The 19959-nt window shown below is 67.3% G+C and carries 18 protein-coding genes and 1 pseudogene; 14 read left to right on the forward strand and 5 right to left on the reverse strand.

Annotated elements, in window-relative coordinates; genetic code table 11:
• The 3 genes and pseudogenes from C7402_RS36930 to phaR all read left to right on the forward strand — a co-directional run.
• Positions 1-132, forward strand: a pseudogene (locus C7402_RS36930) (acetyl-CoA C-acetyltransferase); the annotation flags it as partial.
• A 176-nt stretch (positions 133-308) separates the two neighbouring features.
• Entirely contained in the window at positions 309-1049 is a 741-nt protein-coding gene (locus C7402_RS36935) for a 3-ketoacyl-ACP reductase (protein WP_112176432.1), read from the forward strand.
• 124 nt (positions 1050-1173) lie between these two features.
• Positions 1174-1779, forward strand: a complete 606-nt coding sequence (phaR, locus tag C7402_RS36940; RefSeq protein ID WP_112176430.1) for a polyhydroxyalkanoate synthesis repressor PhaR — start codon at positions 1174-1176, stop codon at positions 1777-1779.
• 114 nt (positions 1780-1893) lie between these two features.
• Here phaR and C7402_RS36945 read toward each other — a convergent pair whose 3' ends face one another.
• The gene (locus tag C7402_RS36945) at positions 1894-2121 is read right to left on the reverse strand and encodes a helix-turn-helix domain-containing protein (protein ID WP_112176428.1); all 228 of its coding nucleotides are present in this window, start codon (positions 2119-2121) and stop codon (positions 1894-1896) included.
• A gap of 318 nt (positions 2122-2439) precedes the next feature.
• Here C7402_RS36945 and rimO point away from each other — a divergent pair, with 318 nt between their 5' ends.
• From rimO to C7402_RS36970, 5 genes are all read left to right on the forward strand, one after another.
• Entirely contained in the window at positions 2440-3777 is a 1338-nt protein-coding gene (gene rimO / locus C7402_RS36950) for a 30S ribosomal protein S12 methylthiotransferase RimO (protein WP_208949065.1), read from the forward strand.
• 5 nt (positions 3778-3782) lie between these two features.
• Entirely contained in the window at positions 3783-4721 is a 939-nt protein-coding gene (locus C7402_RS36955) for a sugar kinase (RefSeq protein WP_116614090.1), read from the forward strand.
• Between the two features lie 63 nt (positions 4722-4784).
• The gene (gene bktB / locus C7402_RS36960; protein WP_112176422.1) at positions 4785-5969 is read left to right on the forward strand and encodes a beta-ketothiolase BktB; all 1185 of its coding nucleotides are present in this window, start codon (positions 4785-4787) and stop codon (positions 5967-5969) included.
• 129 nt (positions 5970-6098) lie between these two features.
• Entirely contained in the window at positions 6099-6632 is a 534-nt protein-coding gene (locus C7402_RS36965; RefSeq protein WP_116614146.1) for a hypothetical protein, read from the forward strand.
• A gap of 125 nt (positions 6633-6757) precedes the next feature.
• Positions 6758-7963 (forward strand): cystathionine beta-lyase, encoded by a 1206-nt coding sequence (locus tag C7402_RS36970; RefSeq protein WP_116614091.1) that lies wholly within the window; start codon positions 6758-6760, stop codon positions 7961-7963.
• Between the two features lie 81 nt (positions 7964-8044).
• Here C7402_RS36970 and serB read toward each other — a convergent pair whose 3' ends face one another.
• Positions 8045-8884: a phosphoserine phosphatase SerB gene (gene serB / locus C7402_RS36975; protein ID WP_116614092.1), complete on the reverse strand. Its 840-nt coding sequence runs from the start codon at positions 8882-8884 to the stop codon at positions 8045-8047.
• Positions 8885-9245: 361 nt separating this feature from the next.
• On the opposite strand from serB, the gene ligD reads away from it, so the two are divergent.
• The 3 genes from ligD to C7402_RS36990 all read left to right on the forward strand — a co-directional run bounded on the left by ligD (position 9246) and on the right by C7402_RS36990 (position 12372).
• Complete coding sequence (ligD, locus tag C7402_RS36980) at positions 9246-10301, forward strand: non-homologous end-joining DNA ligase (protein ID WP_116614093.1); 1056 nt, start codon at positions 9246-9248, stop codon at positions 10299-10301.
• 172 nt (positions 10302-10473) lie between these two features.
• Positions 10474-11490, forward strand: a complete 1017-nt coding sequence (locus C7402_RS36985; RefSeq protein WP_116614094.1) for a zinc-binding alcohol dehydrogenase family protein — start codon at positions 10474-10476, stop codon at positions 11488-11490.
• A gap of 312 nt (positions 11491-11802) precedes the next feature.
• A complete protein-coding gene (locus C7402_RS36990; protein WP_112176410.1) occupies positions 11803-12372 on the forward strand; it encodes a DUF6013 family protein in 570 nt (189 codons plus the stop codon).
• Positions 12373-12429: 57 nt separating this feature from the next.
• Here C7402_RS36990 and C7402_RS36995 read toward each other — a convergent pair whose 3' ends face one another.
• Together C7402_RS36995 and C7402_RS37000 are read right to left on the reverse strand one after the other, a co-directional pair.
• Positions 12430-13242 (reverse strand): ABC transporter permease, encoded by an 813-nt coding sequence (locus C7402_RS36995; RefSeq protein ID WP_112176408.1) that lies wholly within the window; start codon positions 13240-13242, stop codon positions 12430-12432.
• Complete coding sequence (locus C7402_RS37000) at positions 13239-13985, reverse strand: ABC transporter ATP-binding protein (RefSeq protein WP_116614095.1); 747 nt, start codon at positions 13983-13985, stop codon at positions 13239-13241. Before C7402_RS37000 ends, C7402_RS36995 begins: the two co-directional genes overlap by 4 nt.
• A 164-nt stretch (positions 13986-14149) precedes the next feature.
• Here C7402_RS37000 and C7402_RS37005 point away from each other — a divergent pair, with 164 nt between their 5' ends.
• A complete protein-coding gene (locus C7402_RS37005) occupies positions 14150-16669 on the forward strand; it encodes an AsmA family protein (protein WP_116614096.1) in 2520 nt (839 codons plus the stop codon).
• Positions 16670-16739: 70 nt separating this feature from the next.
• On the opposite strand, the gene C7402_RS37010 is transcribed toward C7402_RS37005, so the two are convergent.
• Positions 16740-17240: a hypothetical protein gene (locus C7402_RS37010; RefSeq protein WP_112176402.1), complete on the reverse strand. Its 501-nt coding sequence runs from the start codon at positions 17238-17240 to the stop codon at positions 16740-16742.
• A gap of 470 nt (positions 17241-17710) precedes the next feature.
• Here C7402_RS37010 and C7402_RS37015 point away from each other — a divergent pair, with 470 nt between their 5' ends.
• Together C7402_RS37015 and C7402_RS37020 are read left to right on the forward strand one after the other, a co-directional pair.
• Positions 17711-19375 carry a sensor histidine kinase gene (locus C7402_RS37015; RefSeq protein WP_116614097.1) on the forward strand — a complete coding sequence of 555 codons (1665 nt, stop codon included), beginning with the start codon at positions 17711-17713 and terminating at the stop codon, positions 19373-19375.
• A gap of 55 nt (positions 19376-19430) precedes the next feature.
• The gene (locus C7402_RS37020) at positions 19431-19928 is read left to right on the forward strand and encodes a response regulator (protein ID WP_112176398.1); all 498 of its coding nucleotides are present in this window, start codon (positions 19431-19433) and stop codon (positions 19926-19928) included.
• Positions 19929-19959 lie beyond the last annotated feature (31 nt).

Genomic DNA, 19959 nt, shown 5'->3' on the forward strand with positions numbered 1-19959 from the left:
ATCGGCGCATCGGGCTGCCGCATTCTCGTGACGCTGCTGCACGAAATGCAGCGCCGCGACGCGAAGCGCGGCCTCGCCTCGCTGTGCATCGGCGGTGGCATGGGCGTGGCGCTCGCGCTCGAACGCGCGTGACGGGAGTGCCGGGGCGGGCCGCTAGCGGTTCGCCCCGGCGCGGCGACGAACGCGCAGGTCACTTGAGCGGTGGCCCGCGAACGGCGCAGGCGGAGACAGCGGGAAGGAGCGAGGCCGGAGCCGTTGATCAACGCTGACGATCGGCGCATCCGGAAAACGATAATGGAGTGTGGTTTATGTCAGAGCGTATTGCGTACGTAACGGGCGGTATGGGCGGCATCGGAACAGGCATCTGCCAGCGCCTCGTCAAGCAGGGTTTCACGGTGGTCGCCGGCTGCGGCCCGAATTCGCCGCGCCGCGTGAAGTGGCTCGAAGACCAGAAGGCGCTCGGCTTCGACTTCATCGCCTCGGAAGGCAATGTGGGCGACTGGGATTCGACGCGCCAGGCGTTCGACAAGATCAAGGCGGAGGTCGGCGAAGTCGACGTGCTCGTGAACAACGCCGGCATCACGCGCGACGTGGTGTTTCGCAAGATGACGCGCGAAGACTGGACGGCCGTGATCGACACCAATCTCACGAGCCTCTTCAACGTCACCAAGCAGGTGATCGACGGCATGGTCGAGCGCGGCTGGGGCCGCATCATCAACATCTCGTCGGTGAACGGTCAGAAGGGCCAGTTCGGGCAGACCAACTATTCCACGGCCAAGGCGGGCATTCACGGCTTCACGATGGCGCTCGCCCAGGAAGTGGCGACCAAGGGCGTGACGGTCAATACCGTCTCGCCGGGTTATATCGGCACGGACATGGTGAAGTCCATCCGTCCCGACGTGCTGGAAAAGATCGTCGCGACGATTCCCGTGCGCCGTCTGGGCGCACCCGAGGAAATCGCCTCGATCGTGGCGTGGCTCGCCTCCGACGAGTCAGGCTTTGCAACCGGTGCTGACTTCTCGCTGAATGGCGGGTTGCACATGGGCTGATCCCCGCGTAGCAGGGATCGAGGGCGGCAGCGGGCCTGTTTGCACACCGGGGCAGGCCGCTACCGGGCTAGACCAACGCGCGACGGCAGTGGCCGCCGCGCGTTGGCGCTAACAAGGGCGACACATGACGACTACAAAGAAAACCGCCGAACGTCTCATCAAGAAATATCCGAATCGTCGGCTGTACGACACGGAGACGAGCACGTACATCACGTTGACTGATGTGAAGCAACTCGTGCTGGATCAGGAGGAGTTCAAGGTCATCGACGCGAAGACCAACGAGGATCTGACGCGCAGCATCCTGCTGCAAATCATTCTCGAAGAGGAAAGCGGCGGCCTGCCGATGTTCTCGTCGTCGATGCTGTCGCAGATCATCCGCTTCTACGGCCATGCGATGCAGGGCATGATGGGCACCTACCTGGAAAAGAACATCCAGGCGTTCATCGACATCCAGAACAAGCTCGCGGACCAGTCGAAGAGCCTTTACGAAGGCAACGCGATGAACCCCGAAGTCTGGTCGCAGTTCATGAACATGCAGGCGCCGATGATGCAGGGCATGATGACGAGCTACATCGAGCAGTCGAAGAACATGTTCGTGCAGATGCAGGAGCAGATGCAGAACCAGGCGAAGAACATGTTCAGCAGCTTCCCGTTCAAGCCCGCAGCGCCGGGCGGTGCGGCGGCGCCTGCCCAGGGCGCGCCCGAGGGCGGCGAGGAAGAGAAGAAGTAAGCGACGGCCGGCGGGTTGCGCCGCTTCGCGGCGCGCCGTAACTGGCGCGCGTCGCGCTATGCCACGCTACGCCACGGGCGGCCACGCCTCGCCACGCGGCCGATGCAAGCGCTTTCAGGCGCGCTGTAAATCGCGCAAGGCTTCGGGGTGCGCCACGGCCACCCGCAGCAGCATTTGCGCGGCGCCGGTGGGTTGGCGGCGGCCTTGTTCCCAGTCCTGTAGCGTGCGTGTGGAAACGCCCAGCAACGCTGCGAACGCACTTTGCGAGAGCCCGGCCTTGGAGCGCGCGAGCGCCGCGGCCGTGAGCTTGTCTCGCGAGATGAGCGTCGGGTTCTTGTTCACGTTGGGTGTCTCCACGTTGCCGGTTGAAGGGGGCCACGAACCGCGCACGAGGTTCTGGCGGCCGGAATTATGCGGCGGGGCCGTAGCCGGGCGAGAAAAAGGTGACGGAAGTTTGATCCAGTCGATATTTCATTCGACCCTGACGGCCCGGGCGTGCGGGCCGTTATGCTGCACCGCACGATACGCCAAACGGGTAAAATGGCGGATTGGCAAGATCCTCGCGCCGCGCTTAATTCGCCCCGCGCCCCACATCCGGACGTACACGTGAAAAACCCTGTTGAATCAACGACCTCCCGCAACCCCGCTCCGCGCGTCGGGATGGTTTCCCTCGGCTGCCCGAAGGCGCTTGTCGACTCCGAGCAGATCATCACCCAGCTGCGCGCCGAGGGTTATGAAATCTCGGGTTCCTACGACGGTGCGGATCTCGTGGTCGTGAACACCTGCGGCTTCATTGACGAAGCGGTGCAGGAGAGCCTCGACGCGATCGGCGAGGCGCTTTCCGAGAACGGCAAGGTGATCGTCACCGGGTGTCTGGGCAAGAAGGCCAGCGCGAGCGGCTCGAACCTGATCGAAGAAGTGCATCCGAAGGTGCTCGCCGTGACCGGCCCGCACGCCGTGGGCGAGGTGATGCAGGCGGTGCACAGCCATCTGCCCAAGCCGCACGATCCGTTCGTCGATCTCGTGCCGGCCGCCGGCATCAAGCTCACGCCGCGCCATTACGCGTATCTCAAGATCTCCGAAGGCTGCAATCACCGCTGCACGTTCTGCATCATCCCGTCGATGCGCGGCGACCTCGTGTCGCGCCCGGTCGCCGAGGTTATGCTCGAAGCGGAAAACCTCTTCAAGTCCGGCGTGAAGGAACTGCTCGTGATCTCGCAGGACACGAGCGCCTACGGCGTGGACGTGAAGTACCGCACCGGCTTCTGGAACGGCAAGCCGATCAAGACGCGCATGACCGACCTCGTCGCCGCACTGGGTGAGCTGGCCGCGCAGTACGGCGCCTGGGTGCGCCTGCACTACGTCTACCCGTATCCGAGCGTGGACGAAGTCATTCCGATGATGGCCGAAGGCCCGTTCAAGGGCCATGTGCTCCCGTATCTCGACGTCCCGTTCCAGCACGCGCACCCCGAGGTGCTCAAGCGCATGAAGCGCCCCGCAAACGCCGAGAAGGTGATGGAGCGTGTGAAGGCGTGGCGCGAAATGTGCCCCGACCTGACGATCCGCAGCACGTTTATCGCGGGCTTCCCGGGCGAGACCGAGGAGCAGTTCGAAACGCTGCTCGACTTTATTCGCGAGGCCGAGCTCGACCGCGTGGGCTGCTTCGCCTATTCGCCGGTCGAAGGCGCCACGGCTAACGAACTCGACGGCGCGCTGCCCGACGAGGTGCGCGAGGAGCGCCGTGCGCGCTTCATGGAAGTGGCGGAGCAGGTCTCGGCCAAACGCATTCAGCGCAAGGTCGGCAAGACGCTCAAGGTGCTCATCGACGAAATCAACGCCGATGGCGGGATTGGCCGCACGGCGGCCGATGCGCCCGAGATCGACGGCGTGGTGTATGTCGCGCCCGCGACCAAGGCGTCGAAGCGCTACAAGGTCGGCGACTTCGTGTCGGTGAAGATCACCGGCGCGGACGGCCACGACCTGTGGGGCGAGGTCTGAACGGCATGACGAGCGTCGCGGCGGAAGTCCTCGCGTATGGCGAGGCCATGGTCGAGTTCAACCAGGCTTCGCGGGATTGTCCCGAATACCTGCAAGGCTTCGGCGGCGACACATCGAACTTCGCCATCGCGGCGGCGCGCCAGGGCGCGCGCACGGGCTTCGTCTCCGCCGTCGGCGACGATCACTTCGGACGCCTGCTGATCGACCTGTGGACGCGCGAAGGCGTCGACACGTCGGCGGTGCGCGTGGACGCCACGGCGCCCACCGGCGTCTACTTCGTTTCGCACGGGCCGGCCGGCCATGCGTTCGACTATCTGCGCAAGGGCTCGGCCGCAAGCCGTTACACGCCGGGCGACTTGCCGCGCGATGCGATTGCCGCGGCGCAGGTGCTGCATCTTTCCGGCATCAGCGTGGCGATCAGCGACAGCGCCTGCGACGCGGCGCTCGCCGCGGTCGAGCACGCGCGCGCCAACGGCGTGCGGGTGAGCTTCGACACCAATCTGCGCCTGAAACTCTGGCCGCTCGCGCGCGCCCGCGCCGTGATGAACGAGGTGCTGCGCCTGACCGACATCTGCCTGCCGAGCTGGGACGACGTCGCCGTGCTCACGGGCCTGGACGACCGCGATGCGATCGTCGATTACCTGCTCGCGCGCGGCGCACGCGTGGTGGCGCTCAAGCTCGGCAAGGACGGCGCCTACGTGGCGACACCGGGCGAGCGGCGCGTCGTGCCGGGCCACGTGGTCGCGGCCGTGGACGCCACGGGCGCGGGCGACTGCTTCGGCGGCGCGTTCGTCGCGCGGCTCGCGGCCGGCGACGACCCGTTCGCCGCCGCGCGCTACGCGAACGCGGCGGCCGCGCTTTCGACCCTGGGCTATGGCGCGGTGGCGCCGCTTCCGTATCGTGAGGACGTCGAGCGCATGCTGGCCGCGCAACCCGCCGGCTGAGCACGCGACGTTTCAGCAAGAAGAACAAGATTCATTTCAATCAGAAAGACGAGGAGCAAGACAATGGAACGCGAAGTAGTGGTGGTGAGCGGTGTGCGCACGGCAATCGGCGACTTCGGCGGCAGCCTGAAGGACTTCTCGCCGACCGATCTCGGCGCGCGCGTGGTGCGCGAAGTGCTCTCGCGCGCGAACGTGGAAGGCGACGCGGTGGGGCACGTGGTGTTCGGCAACGTCGTGCACACGGAGCCGAAGGACATGTACCTCGCGCGCGTGGCCGCGATCAACGGCGGCGTTGCGCAGCACGCGCCCGCGCTGACCGTGAACCGTCTGTGCGGCTCGGGCCTCCAGGCCATCGTCTCGGCGGCGCAAACCATTCTGCTCGGCGACGCTGACATCGCGATCGGCGGCGGGGCGGAAAACATGAGCCGCGCGCCGTACTCGATGCCGGCCGCGCGCTTCGGCCAGCGCATGGGCGACACGCAACTCGTCGACATGATGATCGGCGCGCTGCACGACCCGTTCCAGGCGATCCACATGGGCGTGACGGCGGAAAACGTCGCGAAGAAGTTCGGCATCACGCGCGAGGCGCAGGATGCGCTCGCGCTCGAATCGCACCGCCGTGCCGAGCGCGCGCTCGCCGAAGGCCGCTTCAAGGACCAGATCCTGCCGATTTCGCTCAAGTCGAAGAAGGGCGAAGTGGTGTTCGACGCCGACGAGCACGTGCGTCACGGCGCGACGCTCGAGGACTTCTCGAAGCTCAAGCCCGTGTTCGCGAAGGAAAACGGCTCGGTCACGGCGGGCAACGCATCGGGCATCAACGACGCCGCTGCCGCCGTGCTGCTGATGAGCGCCGACGCCGCCCGTGCACGCGGCGTGAAACCGCTCGCCCGCCTCGTTTCGTACGCCCATGCGGGCGTGGATCCGGCTTACATGGGCATCGGCCCGGTGCCGGCCACGCAGAAGGCGCTCGAGCGCGCGGGCCTGAAGGTCAGCGACCTCGACGTGATCGAGGCCAATGAAGCCTTTGCGGCGCAGGCCTGCGCGGTTTCGCAGGAACTCGGGCTCGACCCGGCCAAGGTCAATCCGAACGGCTCGGGCATCTCGCTCGGTCACCCGATCGGCGCGACCGGCGCGCTCATCACCGTGAAGGCACTTTATGAACTGCAACGCATTGGCGGGCGCTATGCGCTCGTGACGATGTGCATCGGCGGCGGCCAGGGCATTGCGGCCATCTTCGAGCGCATCTGATCCGTTGGCGCTGATCCCTTGGCTCGCCCCGTCCGCCTTGCAAGTGAGGGAAGGACACAGATGGAAGTTGTGATGCAAGCACAGCGGCCGCCGCGCGCGGCCGCTCGACCCGGCGACAGCGGCCGCGCCATGAAGGCGCGCGGCTGGCTCGTGATCGCTGCGGCGGCGGTGGCAGTGGCGGCGCTTGCGCTGCCGCTCGCTTCGCACGCGCAGAGCGCCGCCGCGTCGCAGCTCAAGCCGAACCCCGAGTTCGCGAAGCTGCCGCAATACACCGGCACGCTCGGCAAACGCCCGATCGTCATGCGCCTGGGCGCGAAGACCGACGACGACGACCCGACCGGCGTGCACGGCGAATATCAGTTCACGGACACCGGCGAGGTGAACCTGATCGCGGGCGACCGCGACGGCGCCACGCTCGAAGCCGAGGACTCGAACGACGGCACGCATATCAGCGGCAACTGGGTGGGCACGTTCGCCGAAGACGGCGCGCTCACGGGCGAGCGCATGGAACCCGACGATTCCAACCCGGTGCCGTTCGACTTGAAGCCGGTTGCACAAGGCAGCACGGCTGCGGCGGCTCCCGTTTCTGCCTCTACTCCCGCGTCCGCCTCGAAGGGTGGCCAGGCCGTGAACGGCGTGGGCAATCTCGTCATCGGACAATAAGCGCCGCCGCGGGTGTTACTCTTCGGTATGCGGTGTTGCAAGCGCGCGCGGGCCCCACGGCTTCCATGCCGAATGGCCAGCCGCGCGCCGCAACGTGACCGCGCCTCAACCGAATTCGCTCCGACATGAAGAAATCCGACTCCAGCCGCGCGTTGCAGACGCGCATCGTTCACCCGCAAGACGACCTCACGCCCGGCTTCGAATCGTTTGCCGCGCCCGTCACGCGCGCTTCGACCGTGGTGTTTCCCGACCTCGCATCGGTGCGCGCGCTCGACTGGCGCAACGACGCGCAATGGCGCTACGGCCTGCACGCCACGCCCACTTCGGCCATGCTTCAGAAGCGGATTGCCGAGATCGAAGGCGGCGAGTATGCGTTGCTTCAGCCGTCGGGACTGTCGGCCATCTCGAACGTCTACTTCGGACTGCTGAAGTCCGGCGACGACGTGCTGATCCCCGATAACGTCTATTCGCCGAACCGCGACCACGGCGACTGGCTCGCCCGCGATTTCGGCCTTACGGCGCGCTATTACGACCCGATGATCGGCGCGGGCATCGCCGACCTGATCCAGCCGAACACGAAGCTGATCTGGCTGGAGGCGCCCGGTTCGGTCACGATGGAAGTGCCCGATACGCGCGCGATCACGGCGGCGGCGCGCGCGCGCAACGTCATCACGGCGATCGATAATACGTGGTCGGCGGGTCTTGCGTTCAAGCCGTTCGAGCACGGCATCGACATTTCGGTGCAGGCGCTCACCAAGTACCAGTCGGGCGGCAGCGACGTGCTGATGGGCGCGACCATCACCGCCGACCGCGATCTGTATCTCAAGCTCAAGGCCGCGCGCATGCGGCTTGGCATTGGCGTGTCGGTGGACGACTGCTCGCTCGTGCTGCGCGCACTGCCGAGCATGAAGGCGCGTTTCGAGGCGCACGACAGCACGGCGCTCGCGCTCGCGGGCTGGCTCAAGGCGCGCCCCGAAATCGCGACCATGCTGCACCCCGCATTCGAGGACTGCCCGGGCCACGCGTTCTACAAGCGCGACTTCACGGGCGCGGGCGGCCTCTTTTCCGTGGTGTTCGACGAGCGCTACAGTGCGGCGCAGATCGACAGGTTCTGCGAGTCGCTCGAACTCTTCTCGCTGGGCTGGAGCTGGGGCGGGGCGCATAGCCTTGCCATGCCGTACGACGTCGGCTCGATGCGCACGGCCGCGAGCTGGCCGCATCGCGGCACGCTGGTGCGCTTCTACATCGGTCTTGAAGACGAAGCCGATCTGCGCGCGGACATCGAGCGCGCGCTCGCGAGGCTCGCGGAAAAAGCCAGTACACCTGAATAAATCGCACGATGCAAAAACGGCCACTCGCGCCCATAGGGACGCGAGCGGCCGTTGTCATTTGCGGCCGCTGTGAACGTGCGATCAGAAGAGGCGCAGCAGCCCGTCGAGCCCGACGAAGTTGAACGCGACGCTTGCCGCTTCGCGCACCACGGGTTTCGCGCGGAACGCCACCGAGAGGCCCGCCACACCCATCATCTTCAGGTCGTTCGAGCCGTCGCCCATCGCGATCGCGCGGCGCGGCTCGATGCCGATCTGCGCGCAGGTTTGCGCGAGCGTTCGCGCCTTCACATCGGCGTTGACGATCTCGCCGACAACGTGGCCCGTGAGCTTGCCGTCGACGATTTCCAGCGTGTTCGCGTGCGTGTAATCGAGCCCGAGGCGCGCCTTCAGGCGCTCGGTGAAGAACGTGAAGCCGCCGGAGACGAGCAGCGTCTTCAGGCCCGCGGCCTTCGCGCCCGCGAGCATGCGCTCCGCGCCCGGCGAGAGTTGCAGGCGCTCCTCGTACACGCGCTCCAGCGCGCTCGCGTCGAGACCCTTGAGCAGCGCCACGCGGCGCGTGAGGCTTTCGTTGAAGTCCTTGATTTCGCCGCGCATCGACGCTTCGGTGATCGCCGCGACTTCGGCCTTCAGGCCGCAGAAGTCCGCGATCTCGTCGATGCATTCGATCGTGATGAGCGTCGAATCCATGTCCATCGCCACGAGGCCGAAATCGGCCAGCGCGCGGCCCGCTTCGACGAAGGCGTAGTCGAGCTCGTGCGTGCCGCAGTAGACGTCCAGATCGGCGCGCTGGGCGGGCTCGGCGTTCTCGATGCGGATCGCGTGAGCGTCGAGCGGGGTGAGGCGGCTGCCGCGCGCGAGCGCGAGGAGCGCCTTGTGGTGGGCGGTGTCGAGCGGAGCGGGACTCTGGATGACGAGATTCATGGCTGGGCGGGCAGAGCCCCGGTGCGGCGTCGGCGGGGCGGACGGGTGAAAAGGGCGCATGTCGCGCGCGTGAGGCGCTGCGGCGCGCGCGGCAAAGCGCAATATTGTAACTTCTCGACGCTTGCGGCGGGCCGCGCGCCCCGGTTTCAACCCGTCCGGTTGCCCTCGATGCCGCCCTGATTCATAGAGATGTTGGGCCGCGCCGCGTACACCTTACGGCGACGAAAGCGCCCATTCGAGGCACAATGAAAGCACGTGCGGCGATCCGACGGGGGCGGCCGCCGCGTGCCGTCAACCAAACGTGTCGCGACTCGCGTCGCGCGACGCGCCATGTGCGTCGTGGCGCACCAGGGGAACCGGTATGCAGGACGCTCTCAAGGCCAAAGCAGCCACCACTGCCCGAACGCCGCGCGGCGAGCGGGCCCAGACTTCGGACGCCGCCGCGCCGGCCTCGCTCGCCGCGTCCGTGCATCGCTCGCCTCGCGCCGCCCGGCGCCGACGCCCCGGGAGCGCCGCCGAAAGCGAAATCGCCGGCATACGCATCACGAGCGCCCGGCGCGTCATCGACGCCGACAGCGGCACGCACAAGCTCGAACTCGTGCGCTACTACGCCCGCGTCGCGCGCTGGATCCTGCCGCATCTGCGCGAGCGCCCGGTATCGCTCGTGCGCGCGCCGCGCGGCCTGAGCGGGGAAACGTTCTTCCAGCGCCACAGCGGCCGCGCGCCGCTGCCCGAGCTCACGGAGCATGAAGGGCTCGATCCGGGCCATCCGGCGCTGCTCACCATCGACACGCCCACGGCGCTCGTGAGCGCCGCGCAGATGGACGTGATCGAGCTGCACACCTGGAACGCCTGCGTGGGCGATATCGAGCGGCCCGACCGCGTCGTGTTCGACCTCGACCCCGATCCGGCGCTCGGCTGGGACCGCATGATCGAAGCGGCGCAGCGCACGCGCGCGTTGCTCGCGGAGCTCGGCCTCGAATCGTTCTGCAAGACGAGCGGTGGCAAGGGCCTGCACGTCGTCGTGCCGCTCACGCCCGCGGCGGGCTGGGACGAGGTGAAGGCCTTCTCGCGTGCGGCGGCGCAGCATCTGGCCTCCATGTGGCCCACGCAGTTCACGGCGACGATGGGCCCGGAGCATCGCAAGAAGAAAATTTTCATCGATTACCTGCGCAACGCGCGCGGCGCCAGCACGGCGGCTGCGTATGGTGTGCGGGCGCGGCCGGGCATGGGCGTGTCCGTGCCGATCGCGTGGGACGAACTGGAAGCGACGACGGGCGGCGCGCATTGGATCCTTTCCAACATCGACACGCGCCTCGCGGCGATCGAGCACGCCGATCCTTGGGGCGCCTATGGGCGCGTGCAGCAGAAGCTGACGGCGGAGTTGACGTTCGAGCTGGAAGCGGGCGGGAAGTAGCGGCGCACAGGTGAGCAACAAGCGGGCAAATCGAGACCAGACCGGCGATCATTTTCAAAAATCGCCAAAGAAAGTTTCGCGGATTGCGCCGCTACCGGGGGCGGATGGCGCCACCTAAGATGGTTTCGAACGGCGCCACCCGGCGCCGGCCCATCCCGCCCAGGAGCTTCTGATGAAAGCTGTCGCCCTCTACCGCTATCTTCCGATCGACGACCCCGAATCGCTCGTCGATGTCGAGTTGCCCACGCCCGTTCCCGCCGGTCACGACGTCCTCGTGAAGGTCGAGGCGGTGTCCGTGAACCCGGTCGACTACAAGGTGCGTGCGCCGAAAGCCACCGTCGAGAGCGCGCCGCGCGTGCTCGGCTGGGATGCGGCGGGCGTCGTGGAGGCGGTCGGCCCCGAGGTCACGCTCTTCAAGCCGGGCGACGCGGTGTTTTACGCGGGCGACATCACGCGCGCCGGTTCGAACAGCGAGTATCAGCTCGTGGATGAGCGTATCGTGGGCCGCAAGCCGGCTACGCTCGATTTCGCGCATGCCGCCGCGCTGCCGCTCACCGCGATCACCGCGTGGGAGGCGTTGTTCGCGCGCCTGGGCGTCTCGCCGCAGGGCGCGGACGCCGGCAAGTCGGTGCTGATCTTCGGCGGGGCGGGCGGCGTCGGTTCGATCGGCATACAACTGGCCAGCCAGGTCGCGAAGCTCACTGTCGTCGCGACCGCCTCGCGGCCCGAATCGGCGCAATGGGCGCAGTCGCTCGGCGCGGATCACGTCGTCAATCACTATGGCGACATTCCCGCGCAGTTGAAGGCGCTCGGTATCGATAGCGTGGATTACGTGCTGATCTTCAACGACACCGACGCCAACTTCCCGGCCGCCGCGCAGGTGATCAAGCCGCAGGGCGGCATTGCGACCATCGTCGAAAATGACAAGCCGATTCCCGTCGAGTTGCTCAAGGCGAAAAGCGCCGCGCTGCACTGGGAGTTCATGTTCACACGCTCGATGTTCAGGACGCCCGACATGATCGAGCAGCACAAGCTGCTCACCGAAGTGGCGCGGCTCGTCGACGCGGGCACGCTGCGCACGACGCTCGGCGAGGTGCTCGGCACGATCAACGCGGCGAACGTGCGGCGCGCGCACAAGCTGCTCGAAGAAGGGCGCGCCATCGGCAAGCTGGTGCTGAGCGGCTTTTGATGCGCGGCTTCTGATTCGCGGCCTTTGATCCGTGGTTGCGCCGACCTTGCCGCCTATGCAAAGCGGGTGAGGCACGGCGCGCGGGCGCATGCCGTCGCGCGGCAAGCAAATTACGCGCGCTGGCAAGCGGGATAAAACCTGGTCCGTTCGATGCGTACCCTCGGCGCAAGCCGTCGCGCGGCGCGCTAGACTGCTAACAGACCATCCGCCGCACGAGCGCGGTGCGTCGTGCCCGACCTGCGCGGCTTGCCGCGTTCGTTGCGCACGCCGTCAACGCGATCGGGCGCGGCCGTTCCCGCCAGGAGGTGACGCATGCCTTGCCGCAGCTCCCGCCATACTCGCCGCCGCCACGCGGCGCTTGCCCGGTTCGTTTTCGCCGTTTCCTGCGCGTTCGCGCTGCCCGTGTTCGCGGCCACGCCGATCACGGTCACCTCGAAGGCCGCAACCGACGGGCCGATCCGCTACACTGTGCGGGTTGCGTCGAAGCAGTTCGGCAACGCCCAGGAGACCCGCACGCTGCGCTCGGGCGACACCGACGATTTCACCTGGCGCACCACGCCGCCGGGCGGCGCCGTCGCCACGCCGCAAGGCTGTCCGGACTACGCCACGCTGCCGCTCGACGCGAACGGCGCGATGGTCCGGCAGACCCAGCTGCGCCTCGCGCCGATCGTCGCGAGCAACGGCACGGCCACCGTGCAGGTGAGCTTCCGCGCCCAGGCACCGCACGGCACGCAGTCGGTATCGAGCAACGGCGCGCAGATCACGTGTCCCGCCGTGGTCGCGCATAGCGAAGTCGCGCACCTCACGATGCCGACCAATGGCACCGCGAAGACGCTCACGCTCAGCGACGGCACGCAGATCACGATCTCGGCGCAGCGCTAGCAGGGCGGACGGCGCGCGCTTCGCGCTTCCGGTGCGTCTGGTGCACCTCGTGCGCGGCTAGACGCGCGCGTTGCGCTCGACGAGCCGCGTGGCGAGAAAGCGGTGCTCAGGTGAGAACAGCCGCCGGTACGCGAGCAGCACCGCGCCCACCGTGCCGAGCGCCGAAGACGCCGCGATCAGGAACATGATCACGATCTGGTAGCGCACGGCTTGAAGCGGCGACTGTCCGGCGAGCACCTGGCCCGTCATCATGCCGGGCAGGCTCACCACGCCCACCACGGCCATCTGGTTGAGCGTCGGGATCATGCCGGCGCGCACCGCCTCGCGCGCGCTCGCCTGCGCGGCCTCCCAGCGTGTTGCGCCGAGCGCGAGCGCGCTTTCCACGCGGTCGCGCCGCGCGGTCAGCTCCTGCATCATGCGCTCCACGCCGAGCGACACGCCCGTGAGCGTATTGCCGAGAATCATCCCGAGGATCGGAATCGCATACTGCGGCTCGTACCACGGCCGGATGCGGATCACCACGAACAGCCCCACGGCCGCCACGAGCCACGCGCTCACCCAGATCGACACGATGCTGTCCGCGCGCTGGCCGCCGTAGCTGCGCGTACCGCGCTGTGCACCCGCGAAGCCCGCGATCAGCGTCATCAGCGCCATGAGCGGCAGTACCACGTACCAGCGATTGAAGGCGAACACCCAGCCGAGCACATAGCCGATCGCTAGCAGTTGCACGACGGTGCGCACGGCCGCCCAGGCGAGCTTGCGTTCGAGGTCGAGCTTGAGCAGCACGGAAACCGCGCCGTTCACGAAGACGAGCAGCGCCGCGATGGCGACGTCGCCGATGCCGAGGTTCTGCAACACGCCTGGACTCATGGCGCGGCTCCCTGTGTGGTCGCCGCCTGCGCGGCCGGTTTATCGAGCACGCCGGCACGCATCGTCAGGTGCCGCGTGCCCACGCGCTGCGCCTGCGCCGGATCGTGCGAAACCCAGACGGTCGCGCGCGCGGCGCTCGCCTGATCGAACCATCCCGCCACGAGCGCTTCGACCCCGCGCGCCGACTCGGGATCGAGCGATGCCGTCGGCTCGTCGAGCAACAATGCGTCGGGGTCGAGCTGGAGTACGCGCACGAGTGCGACGATCTGCGCCTCGCCGCCCGAGAGTTCGGAGGTCAGGCGGCCGAGGAAGTCGCTCGCGCGGCCGGCGGCGTCGAATAACGCGCGGGCGCACGCCGCGTCGAAGCGCGCGTCGCGATAAACGGCGAGCGTGTAGGGGTAGCGCAGGTTGTCCTCCACGCTGCCGTCGAGCAGCGCGGGCCGCTGCCGCAAATACGCAATATGCCGCCGATAGCGTACGATGCGCGCGCGCGTGACGTGTTCGCCGTGCCAGAGCACCTCGCCGCCATCGGGGGCGTCGAGCAGGGCGAGCGCGCGCAGGAAGACGCTTTTGCCCGAGCCGGACGGCCCGGTCAGCACGCAGCGCTCACCGGCACGCAGCGCGAAGTCGGTGGGTTGCAGCAGCCATTGGCCGCGCTGGGCGTCGCGCCGTGCGAGCGCGCGCGCCTCGACGAGCGGCGTGCCTTCGTCTTGCGGAGTGGAAGAATTCTTGTGCGTAAGCATCGGAAGATTGCAAACAAGGCGTTCATGCAGCGTGCGGCGCGTAGTCAACCGGTCCGTGAGCCCGTAAGTCAGCCCACAAGTCGGCCCGATGTAACCGGGCACGCTGACTGCTCTTGCGGTGTTGCATGGCAGGCGAAACAACAACGGAAAAACATGGAGTACGCATGACGTCACCGCAACCCAACGCTTTCAGCCTGGGCCGCACGCTCGCCAGGATCATCGCATGGCTCGTTGTGCTTGTCGTCGTGTTGATCGCCGCGCTCGCGGGTTTCATCCTCCTGTTCGACTGGAACCACGCGAAGCCCTACGTGAACGACAAGGTGAGCGAGGCGATCGGGCGGCCGTTCGCGATTGAAGGCGACCTCAAGGTCGGCTGGCGCAGGCCGCCCGGCGAAACGGGCTGGCGCGCCTGGGTGCCCTGGCCGCGCTTTTCCGCCACGCAGATCGAAATTGCCAATCCCGCCTGGACCCAGTCCCCGCATTTCGCCACGCTCGACGAGATCGACTTCGAAGTGGCCGTGTTGCCGCTGCTCGCGCACGACATTGTGATTCCTGCGATCAATCTCGTGAATCCGTCCGTCGACGTCGAGCGTCTCACCGACGGCCGCAATAACTGGACCTTCCAGTTGCCCGCTTCGAGCGGGCCTTCGACGTGGCGTCTCAATCTGCACGACATCACGTTTTCGAGCGGCAACATCGCCGTGAGCGATCAGCAGACGAAAACCGACGTGAAGATCGCCGTGAGCCTGCTTGGCCAGGGCATTCCGATCGGCGAGGTGATGGCGCAGCAGGAGGCCGCGTCGCGCCAGGGCTCGGCGCAGGTGATCGGCCGCGCGGGCGCGAATCGCCTCGCGCAGCAGGCGCGTGAGCAGGCGGCCTCGGAGGCGGCGGCCGCCAGTGCTGCCAGCGAGGCCGCCGCGGCGAGTGGCGCAGTGGCCTCGGGGGCGATTGGCGCGGCGAGTACGGCAAATGCAACGAGCGCGCCGGGCGTAACGAGCGCAACGAGCGCGCCCGCAGTGGGCTCGCAGGCGCTTGCCGCGAGCGCCGCCTCGGGTGCATCCGGCGCAAAGCTGCCCGCCCGGCAGCCGTTCTACGCGATCGGCTGGACGATCAAGGGCACGTACAACAAGACGCCGCTCTCGGGCGAAGGCAAGCTCGGCGGCGTGCTCGCGCTCCAGGATGCAAAGCGCCCGTTCCCGATCCAGGCCGACGTGCGCGCGGGCGACATGCATATCGCGCTCGTCGGCACGCTCACCGACCCCGCGCATCTGGCCGCCGTCGACTTGCGTCTGTGGCTTCAGGGCCAAAGCATGGGGCATCTCTACAACCTCACCGGCGTGACGCTGCCCGAGACGCCGCCTTACGCCACCGAGGGACGCTTCGTCGGCCAGTTCCATCGCGGCGCGAGTGTGTTCCGCTACGAGAACTTCACGGGCCGCGTGGGCGGCAGCGACCTGAACGGCACGCTCGTCTACGAGCAGCGCTCGCCGCGGCCGCTGCTCTCGGGCGTGCTGGTCTCGAACCTGTTGCAGTTCTCCGATCTCGCGCCGATCATCGGCGCGGACAGCAAGGCGAGCAAGGAAAAGCGCGGCGACACGGTCAGCCAGCCCGCCGACCGTGTGATCCCCGTCGAGCCGTTCCACACCAACCGCTGGAACGCCATCGACGCCGACGTCAAATTCACGGGGCGGCGCATCATCAAGCAGGGCAGCCTGCCGATTCAGGACCTCTATACGCACCTGAGCATGACGAACGGCGTGCTCGTGTTCGATCCGCTGCAATTCGGCGTGGCGGGCGGCACGCTGGCCACGCGGCTTTCGCTCGACGGCAGCGGCGAGCCGCTCAAGGCGCGCGGCACGGTGGAGGCGCGCCATCTCAAGCTCAAGCAGTTGTTCCCGAGCGTGAAGTCGATGCAGTCGGCGCTCGGCGAGATCAACGGCGACGCGTCGCTGTCGGCCACCGGCAATTCGCCGGCGGCGCTCGCCGCGACCTCGAATGGCGAAGTGAAGCTGCTCGTCACGCAGGGCACGATCAGCCGCCTGCTCATGGAGGCGGCGGGCCTGAACGTGGCGAACGTGGTCTACGAAAAACTCTTCGGCACGCGCGACGTGAAGATCAATTGCGCGGCGGCGGACTTCGTCGCGACCAACGGCACGCTCGATCCGCGCGTGTTCGCGCTCGACACCGACGACGCGGTGATCAATATCGACGGCCCGATCAATCTGCACGACGAGTCGTTGGACATGAAAGTCCATCCCCACACGAAGGGCTTTCGCATTTTCACGCTGCGCTCGCCGCTCTACGTGAAGGGCACCTTCAAGAACCCGCACGTGGGCGTGGATGCAACGGCGCTTGCGCTGCGCGGCGGCGCGATGATCGGGCTCGGGCTGATCAACCCGTTCGCCGCGCTGATCCCGCTGATCGCGCCGAGCAACAACAAGCCGCTGCCGTGCGACGAGCTGTTCGCGCAGATGCGTCAGCACCCGGTGGCGCCGCCGCCGGGCCAGAAGATGCACGCGGCGGCGCTGCCGAAGCTGCCGGCGGGGAACGCGACGAACGCAGGAAGTGGCGCGAAGGAAGGCGGCGGGAAGTCCACGGGCGGCAACGCGAGCCCGGCTACGCGAACGCAGCCTGCGCCGTCCACGCCACAATCGGGGCCGTCGAATCTCTACCGGGGAAGCTAAGCGTGAGGGCGAACAAGAACGCGCCGGGTGGCTCGCACCCGGCGCGTTCCGTGAAACCGGCGCTGCCCGCCTAGCGCAGCGAGCGCGGTGCCGTGTCGCCCGCGGCGTCCTGGCGGCGCGTGACGCGCCGCGAAGTCATCGACGGACGCGCCGCGCCGAACTCGGGCAGGATCCGCCCGCGCGCGCGGCTCGCGAACACGAGAAAACCGAAGCCGTCCGCCTCATACCAGTAGCCGCCGTTTTCGAGGCCTTCGATCGGTTGCTCGAGCGCATGCGCGATCGATTCGATGCAGCGTTTGCGCAATTCGCTCGTGCCCGGATACGGCGGCTGTGCGCCACGCACGCTGCACAGGAGTACGTCCAACCCTGGCAGGACATGGGCGTACAGCACTGGCTCGTCCTGAGCGCGCGCACGCGCGATCTTGGTATCGAGTTGGCCGAACGGTTTGAAGTGGCTCAGCACGGCGAGAAACGACTCGTCGCCATCAGCCTTGATGCGTTTGCGCTTTTTCGGGAAGGACATAAAAATTCGCCTGAAAAAGGTGGATTGCAAAACACTCAGCGTTCCCATGCGACCACTCCCGGACTGGTGCGCCGCACGTCGATCCGTTATAGCACACGGATTTGCAGGGTTCACGAGGATAGAAACGGGGACGCGCCGCGATCACGGCTTGCGGCTCGTGTTGTGCGTTGGCGCGCTACGCCGCTCGCACGTCATGCCCCTGTCCAACCCTCATTGCGTCCGCAAACGTCATGCCGGATCGCACGTTGCGCTCATGTAGATATCCCGGCGCTCTCTCGCTTGTCTCCGGTCTCAATAATAGACCTGTGTGTCCGTGGAGTGTGGCGAATTGCCGCAAAAAAGCGGGTTTTCCACGAACCAGGGTGCGTGGAGCCACACAGATTGTCATCCTGAAAATTCGCGCAGATAATGTTGCGGTTCCGGCGTTCGCGGCCCCGGCCGGGCCGCGCGGGCCAACGCGGCGCGAGGCACGGCGCGTCGTGCGGACCGGCCACTGACCGGACTCCAGACAGACCCACATGAAACTGTTCGCCAAGGGGCTCTTGCTGATCGCGATACCGAGCGTGATCGAACTGGCGCTGCTCGGCGTCGTGTTCGACACCCAGGGCGAGGCCGCGCTCGCGGCGAAACGCGCGGAAAATACCCAGCAAATCCTCTGGCAGGCCACGAGTCTCGTCGACCCGTTGTTGCGCGAAGCCGCGCGCCTGCGCACGGGCGTCATGCTCGAAGATCCTTCCTTCATCGACCGCCGCGCCGTGTGGACCGAGTTCACCGACCGCATCACGCTGCTCGCCAGCATGGTGGCCGACAATCCCACGCAGCTCGCGCGCGTGGAGCACATGCGCGCGGCTGCTTACGCGTGGCGCAAGGAGGCGGGCGATATCGCCGATGCATTGCGCATGGGCCACAGCGCACCGTTCGCGCAGGCGGCCGGCGACGGCTTGCCGCCCGAGATCGACACCGTGCGCCAGGTGCTGGGCGAATTCGTCGCCGAGGAAACGCGGCTCGACGAGGCGCGCGCGGCCATGCTGCGCGAGACGCGCGAGCGTCAACAGGACGCGCTCATTTTCGTGGTGGTGGGCTCGATGCTGATCTGGGGCTTCACGGCGATGGCGTTCGCGCGCAACGTGGGCGTGCGCCTGGCCGCGCTCGGCGCGAACGCGCAGCGGCTGGGCGAGGGCGCCACGCTCGCGCCGCGCCTTTCGGGCAACGACGAAATCGCGGCGCTCGATGCCGTACTGCACCAGACGAGCGTGCGGCTGCAAGCGGCCGAGCGCGAGCAGACCGCGCTAAAGGCGCAGCTCCAGGCGCGCGCGGCCGACCTCGCGCGCGCCAACGAGCATTTGCGCCAGGAGACGCAGGACAACGAGATGTTTATCTACAGCGTCTCGCACGATCTGCGCTCGCCGCTCGTCAATCTCCAGGGCTTTTCGAAGGAGCTACAGGTCTCCTGCGACGAGTTGCGCGCGCAGATCGATTCGGCCGGCTTGCCCGGGCACGAGCACCGCGCCATGGCCGAGATCCTCGACGGCGACGTGGACGAATCATTGCAATTCCTGCGCCAGGCGGTCTCGCGCGCGGCGGCCATCATCGACGCGCTGCTGCGCATTTCGCGCGCCGGGCGGCTCGAATACCGCTGGCAGCGCGTGAACGTCGCGCGGCTCGTGGAGCGTGTGCTGGGCGGCCTGAGCGGTCGGAGCGGGGAGCTCGCGCGGACCGCGCGCATCGAGGTGCGCGAGTTGCCGCCCGCCTGGGGCGACCCCGTCGCGCTCGAGCAGATTTTCGGCAACCTCGTTGACAACGCGCTGCGGCACCTCGACCCGGCACGGCCGGGGCGCATCGAGATCGGCGCGCTCGACGCGGGAAGCGCGACAGGCAACGAAGGGCAAGAGGAACCGGCGGACGGGCAAGCCGAAAAAGACGTGCGCGCGACGCCGGGCGAGCGGACACGGACGTATTATGTGCGCGACAATGGCGTTGGGATTGCGCAGGCCTACCTGCCGAAGCTCTTTCGCGCGTTTCAGCGCTTGCACGGCGGCGATTCGGCCGGGCAGGGCACGGGCCTCGCGCTCGCGCGACGCATTGCGGAACGGCACGGCGGCCGCATCTGGGTCGAGTCGACCGAAGGCGCGGGCTCGACGTTCTTCGTCGCGCTGCCGGACCAACCGTTGCGCACCGCCTAGCGGCAACCTTTCAACAAGCAGGCAATAGACCCTTGCAGCATGTGGGAGTGTCGAGATGAAGAACGGGGAACAGGTCAGCATCGTGCTGATCGAAGACGACGACGGGCATGCCACCCTGGTCGAGCGGAACCTGCGGCGCTCGGGCATCTCGAACGGCTTCGTGCGCTTTCGCGACGGCCAGGAGGCGCTCGATTACTTTTTCGGCGCGCCGGGCACACAGGGCGCGGAGAATGACGCGCAAAGGGACGCACGCTATCCGTCGCGCGACGCGCTCGGCAACTTCGTCGTGCTGCTCGATCTGCGCATGCCGCGCGTGGACGGTTTCGAGGTGCTGCGGCGCCTGAAGGCGGAGCCCGCCACGGCCTCGGTGCCCGTGATCGTGCTCACGACCACCGATGACCCGCGCGAGATCGAGCGCTGCTACGAACTCGGCTGCAACGTGTACATCACGAAACCGGTCGAATATGACGCATTCATCGAGGCCGTTCGGCGACTCGGTTTCTTTCTCCAGGTCGTCAAGCTGCCGCCTGGTCATCGTTTCGCCCAACCCTGATCCGTTGCCACTGACTCACGCATCACGCATG

Source organism: Paraburkholderia unamae (assembly GCF_003096875.1).
Classification (GTDB): domain Bacteria; phylum Pseudomonadota; class Gammaproteobacteria; order Burkholderiales; family Burkholderiaceae; genus Paraburkholderia; species Paraburkholderia unamae.

What these genes read in the sequence shown, in the direction of transcription:
- C7402_RS36935 (WP_112176432.1), top strand. Translation starts at nt 309, where the DNA reads ATGTCAGAGCGTATTGCGTACGTAACGGGCGGTATGGGCGGCATCGGA.
- phaR (WP_112176430.1), top strand. Translation starts at nt 1,174, where the DNA reads ATGACGACTACAAAGAAAACCGCCGAACGTCTCATCAAGAAATATCCG.
- rimO (WP_208949065.1), top strand. Translation starts at nt 2,440, where the DNA reads ATGGTTTCCCTCGGCTGCCCGAAGGCGCTTGTCGACTCCGAGCAGATC.
- C7402_RS36955 (WP_116614090.1), top strand. Translation starts at nt 3,783, where the DNA reads ATGACGAGCGTCGCGGCGGAAGTCCTCGCGTATGGCGAGGCCATGGTC.
- bktB (WP_112176422.1), top strand. Translation starts at nt 4,785, where the DNA reads ATGGAACGCGAAGTAGTGGTGGTGAGCGGTGTGCGCACGGCAATCGGC.
- C7402_RS36965 (WP_116614146.1), top strand. Translation starts at nt 6,099, where the DNA reads ATGAAGGCGCGCGGCTGGCTCGTGATCGCTGCGGCGGCGGTGGCAGTG.
- C7402_RS36970 (WP_116614091.1), top strand. Translation starts at nt 6,758, where the DNA reads ATGAAGAAATCCGACTCCAGCCGCGCGTTGCAGACGCGCATCGTTCAC.
- serB (WP_116614092.1), bottom strand. Translation starts at nt 8,884, where the DNA reads ATGAATCTCGTCATCCAGAGTCCCGCTCCGCTCGACACCGCCCACCAC.
- ligD (WP_116614093.1), top strand. Translation starts at nt 9,246, where the DNA reads ATGCAGGACGCTCTCAAGGCCAAAGCAGCCACCACTGCCCGAACGCCG.
- C7402_RS36985 (WP_116614094.1), top strand. Translation starts at nt 10,474, where the DNA reads ATGAAAGCTGTCGCCCTCTACCGCTATCTTCCGATCGACGACCCCGAA.
- C7402_RS36990 (WP_112176410.1), top strand. Translation starts at nt 11,803, where the DNA reads ATGCCTTGCCGCAGCTCCCGCCATACTCGCCGCCGCCACGCGGCGCTT.
- C7402_RS36995 (WP_112176408.1), bottom strand. Translation starts at nt 13,242, where the DNA reads ATGAGTCCAGGCGTGTTGCAGAACCTCGGCATCGGCGACGTCGCCATC.
- C7402_RS37000 (WP_116614095.1), bottom strand. Translation starts at nt 13,985, where the DNA reads ATGCTTACGCACAAGAATTCTTCCACTCCGCAAGACGAAGGCACGCCG.
- C7402_RS37005 (WP_116614096.1), top strand. Translation starts at nt 14,150, where the DNA reads ATGACGTCACCGCAACCCAACGCTTTCAGCCTGGGCCGCACGCTCGCC.
- C7402_RS37010 (WP_112176402.1), bottom strand. Translation starts at nt 17,240, where the DNA reads ATGGGAACGCTGAGTGTTTTGCAATCCACCTTTTTCAGGCGAATTTTT.
- C7402_RS37015 (WP_116614097.1), top strand. Translation starts at nt 17,711, where the DNA reads ATGAAACTGTTCGCCAAGGGGCTCTTGCTGATCGCGATACCGAGCGTG.
- C7402_RS37020 (WP_112176398.1), top strand. Translation starts at nt 19,431, where the DNA reads ATGAAGAACGGGGAACAGGTCAGCATCGTGCTGATCGAAGACGACGAC.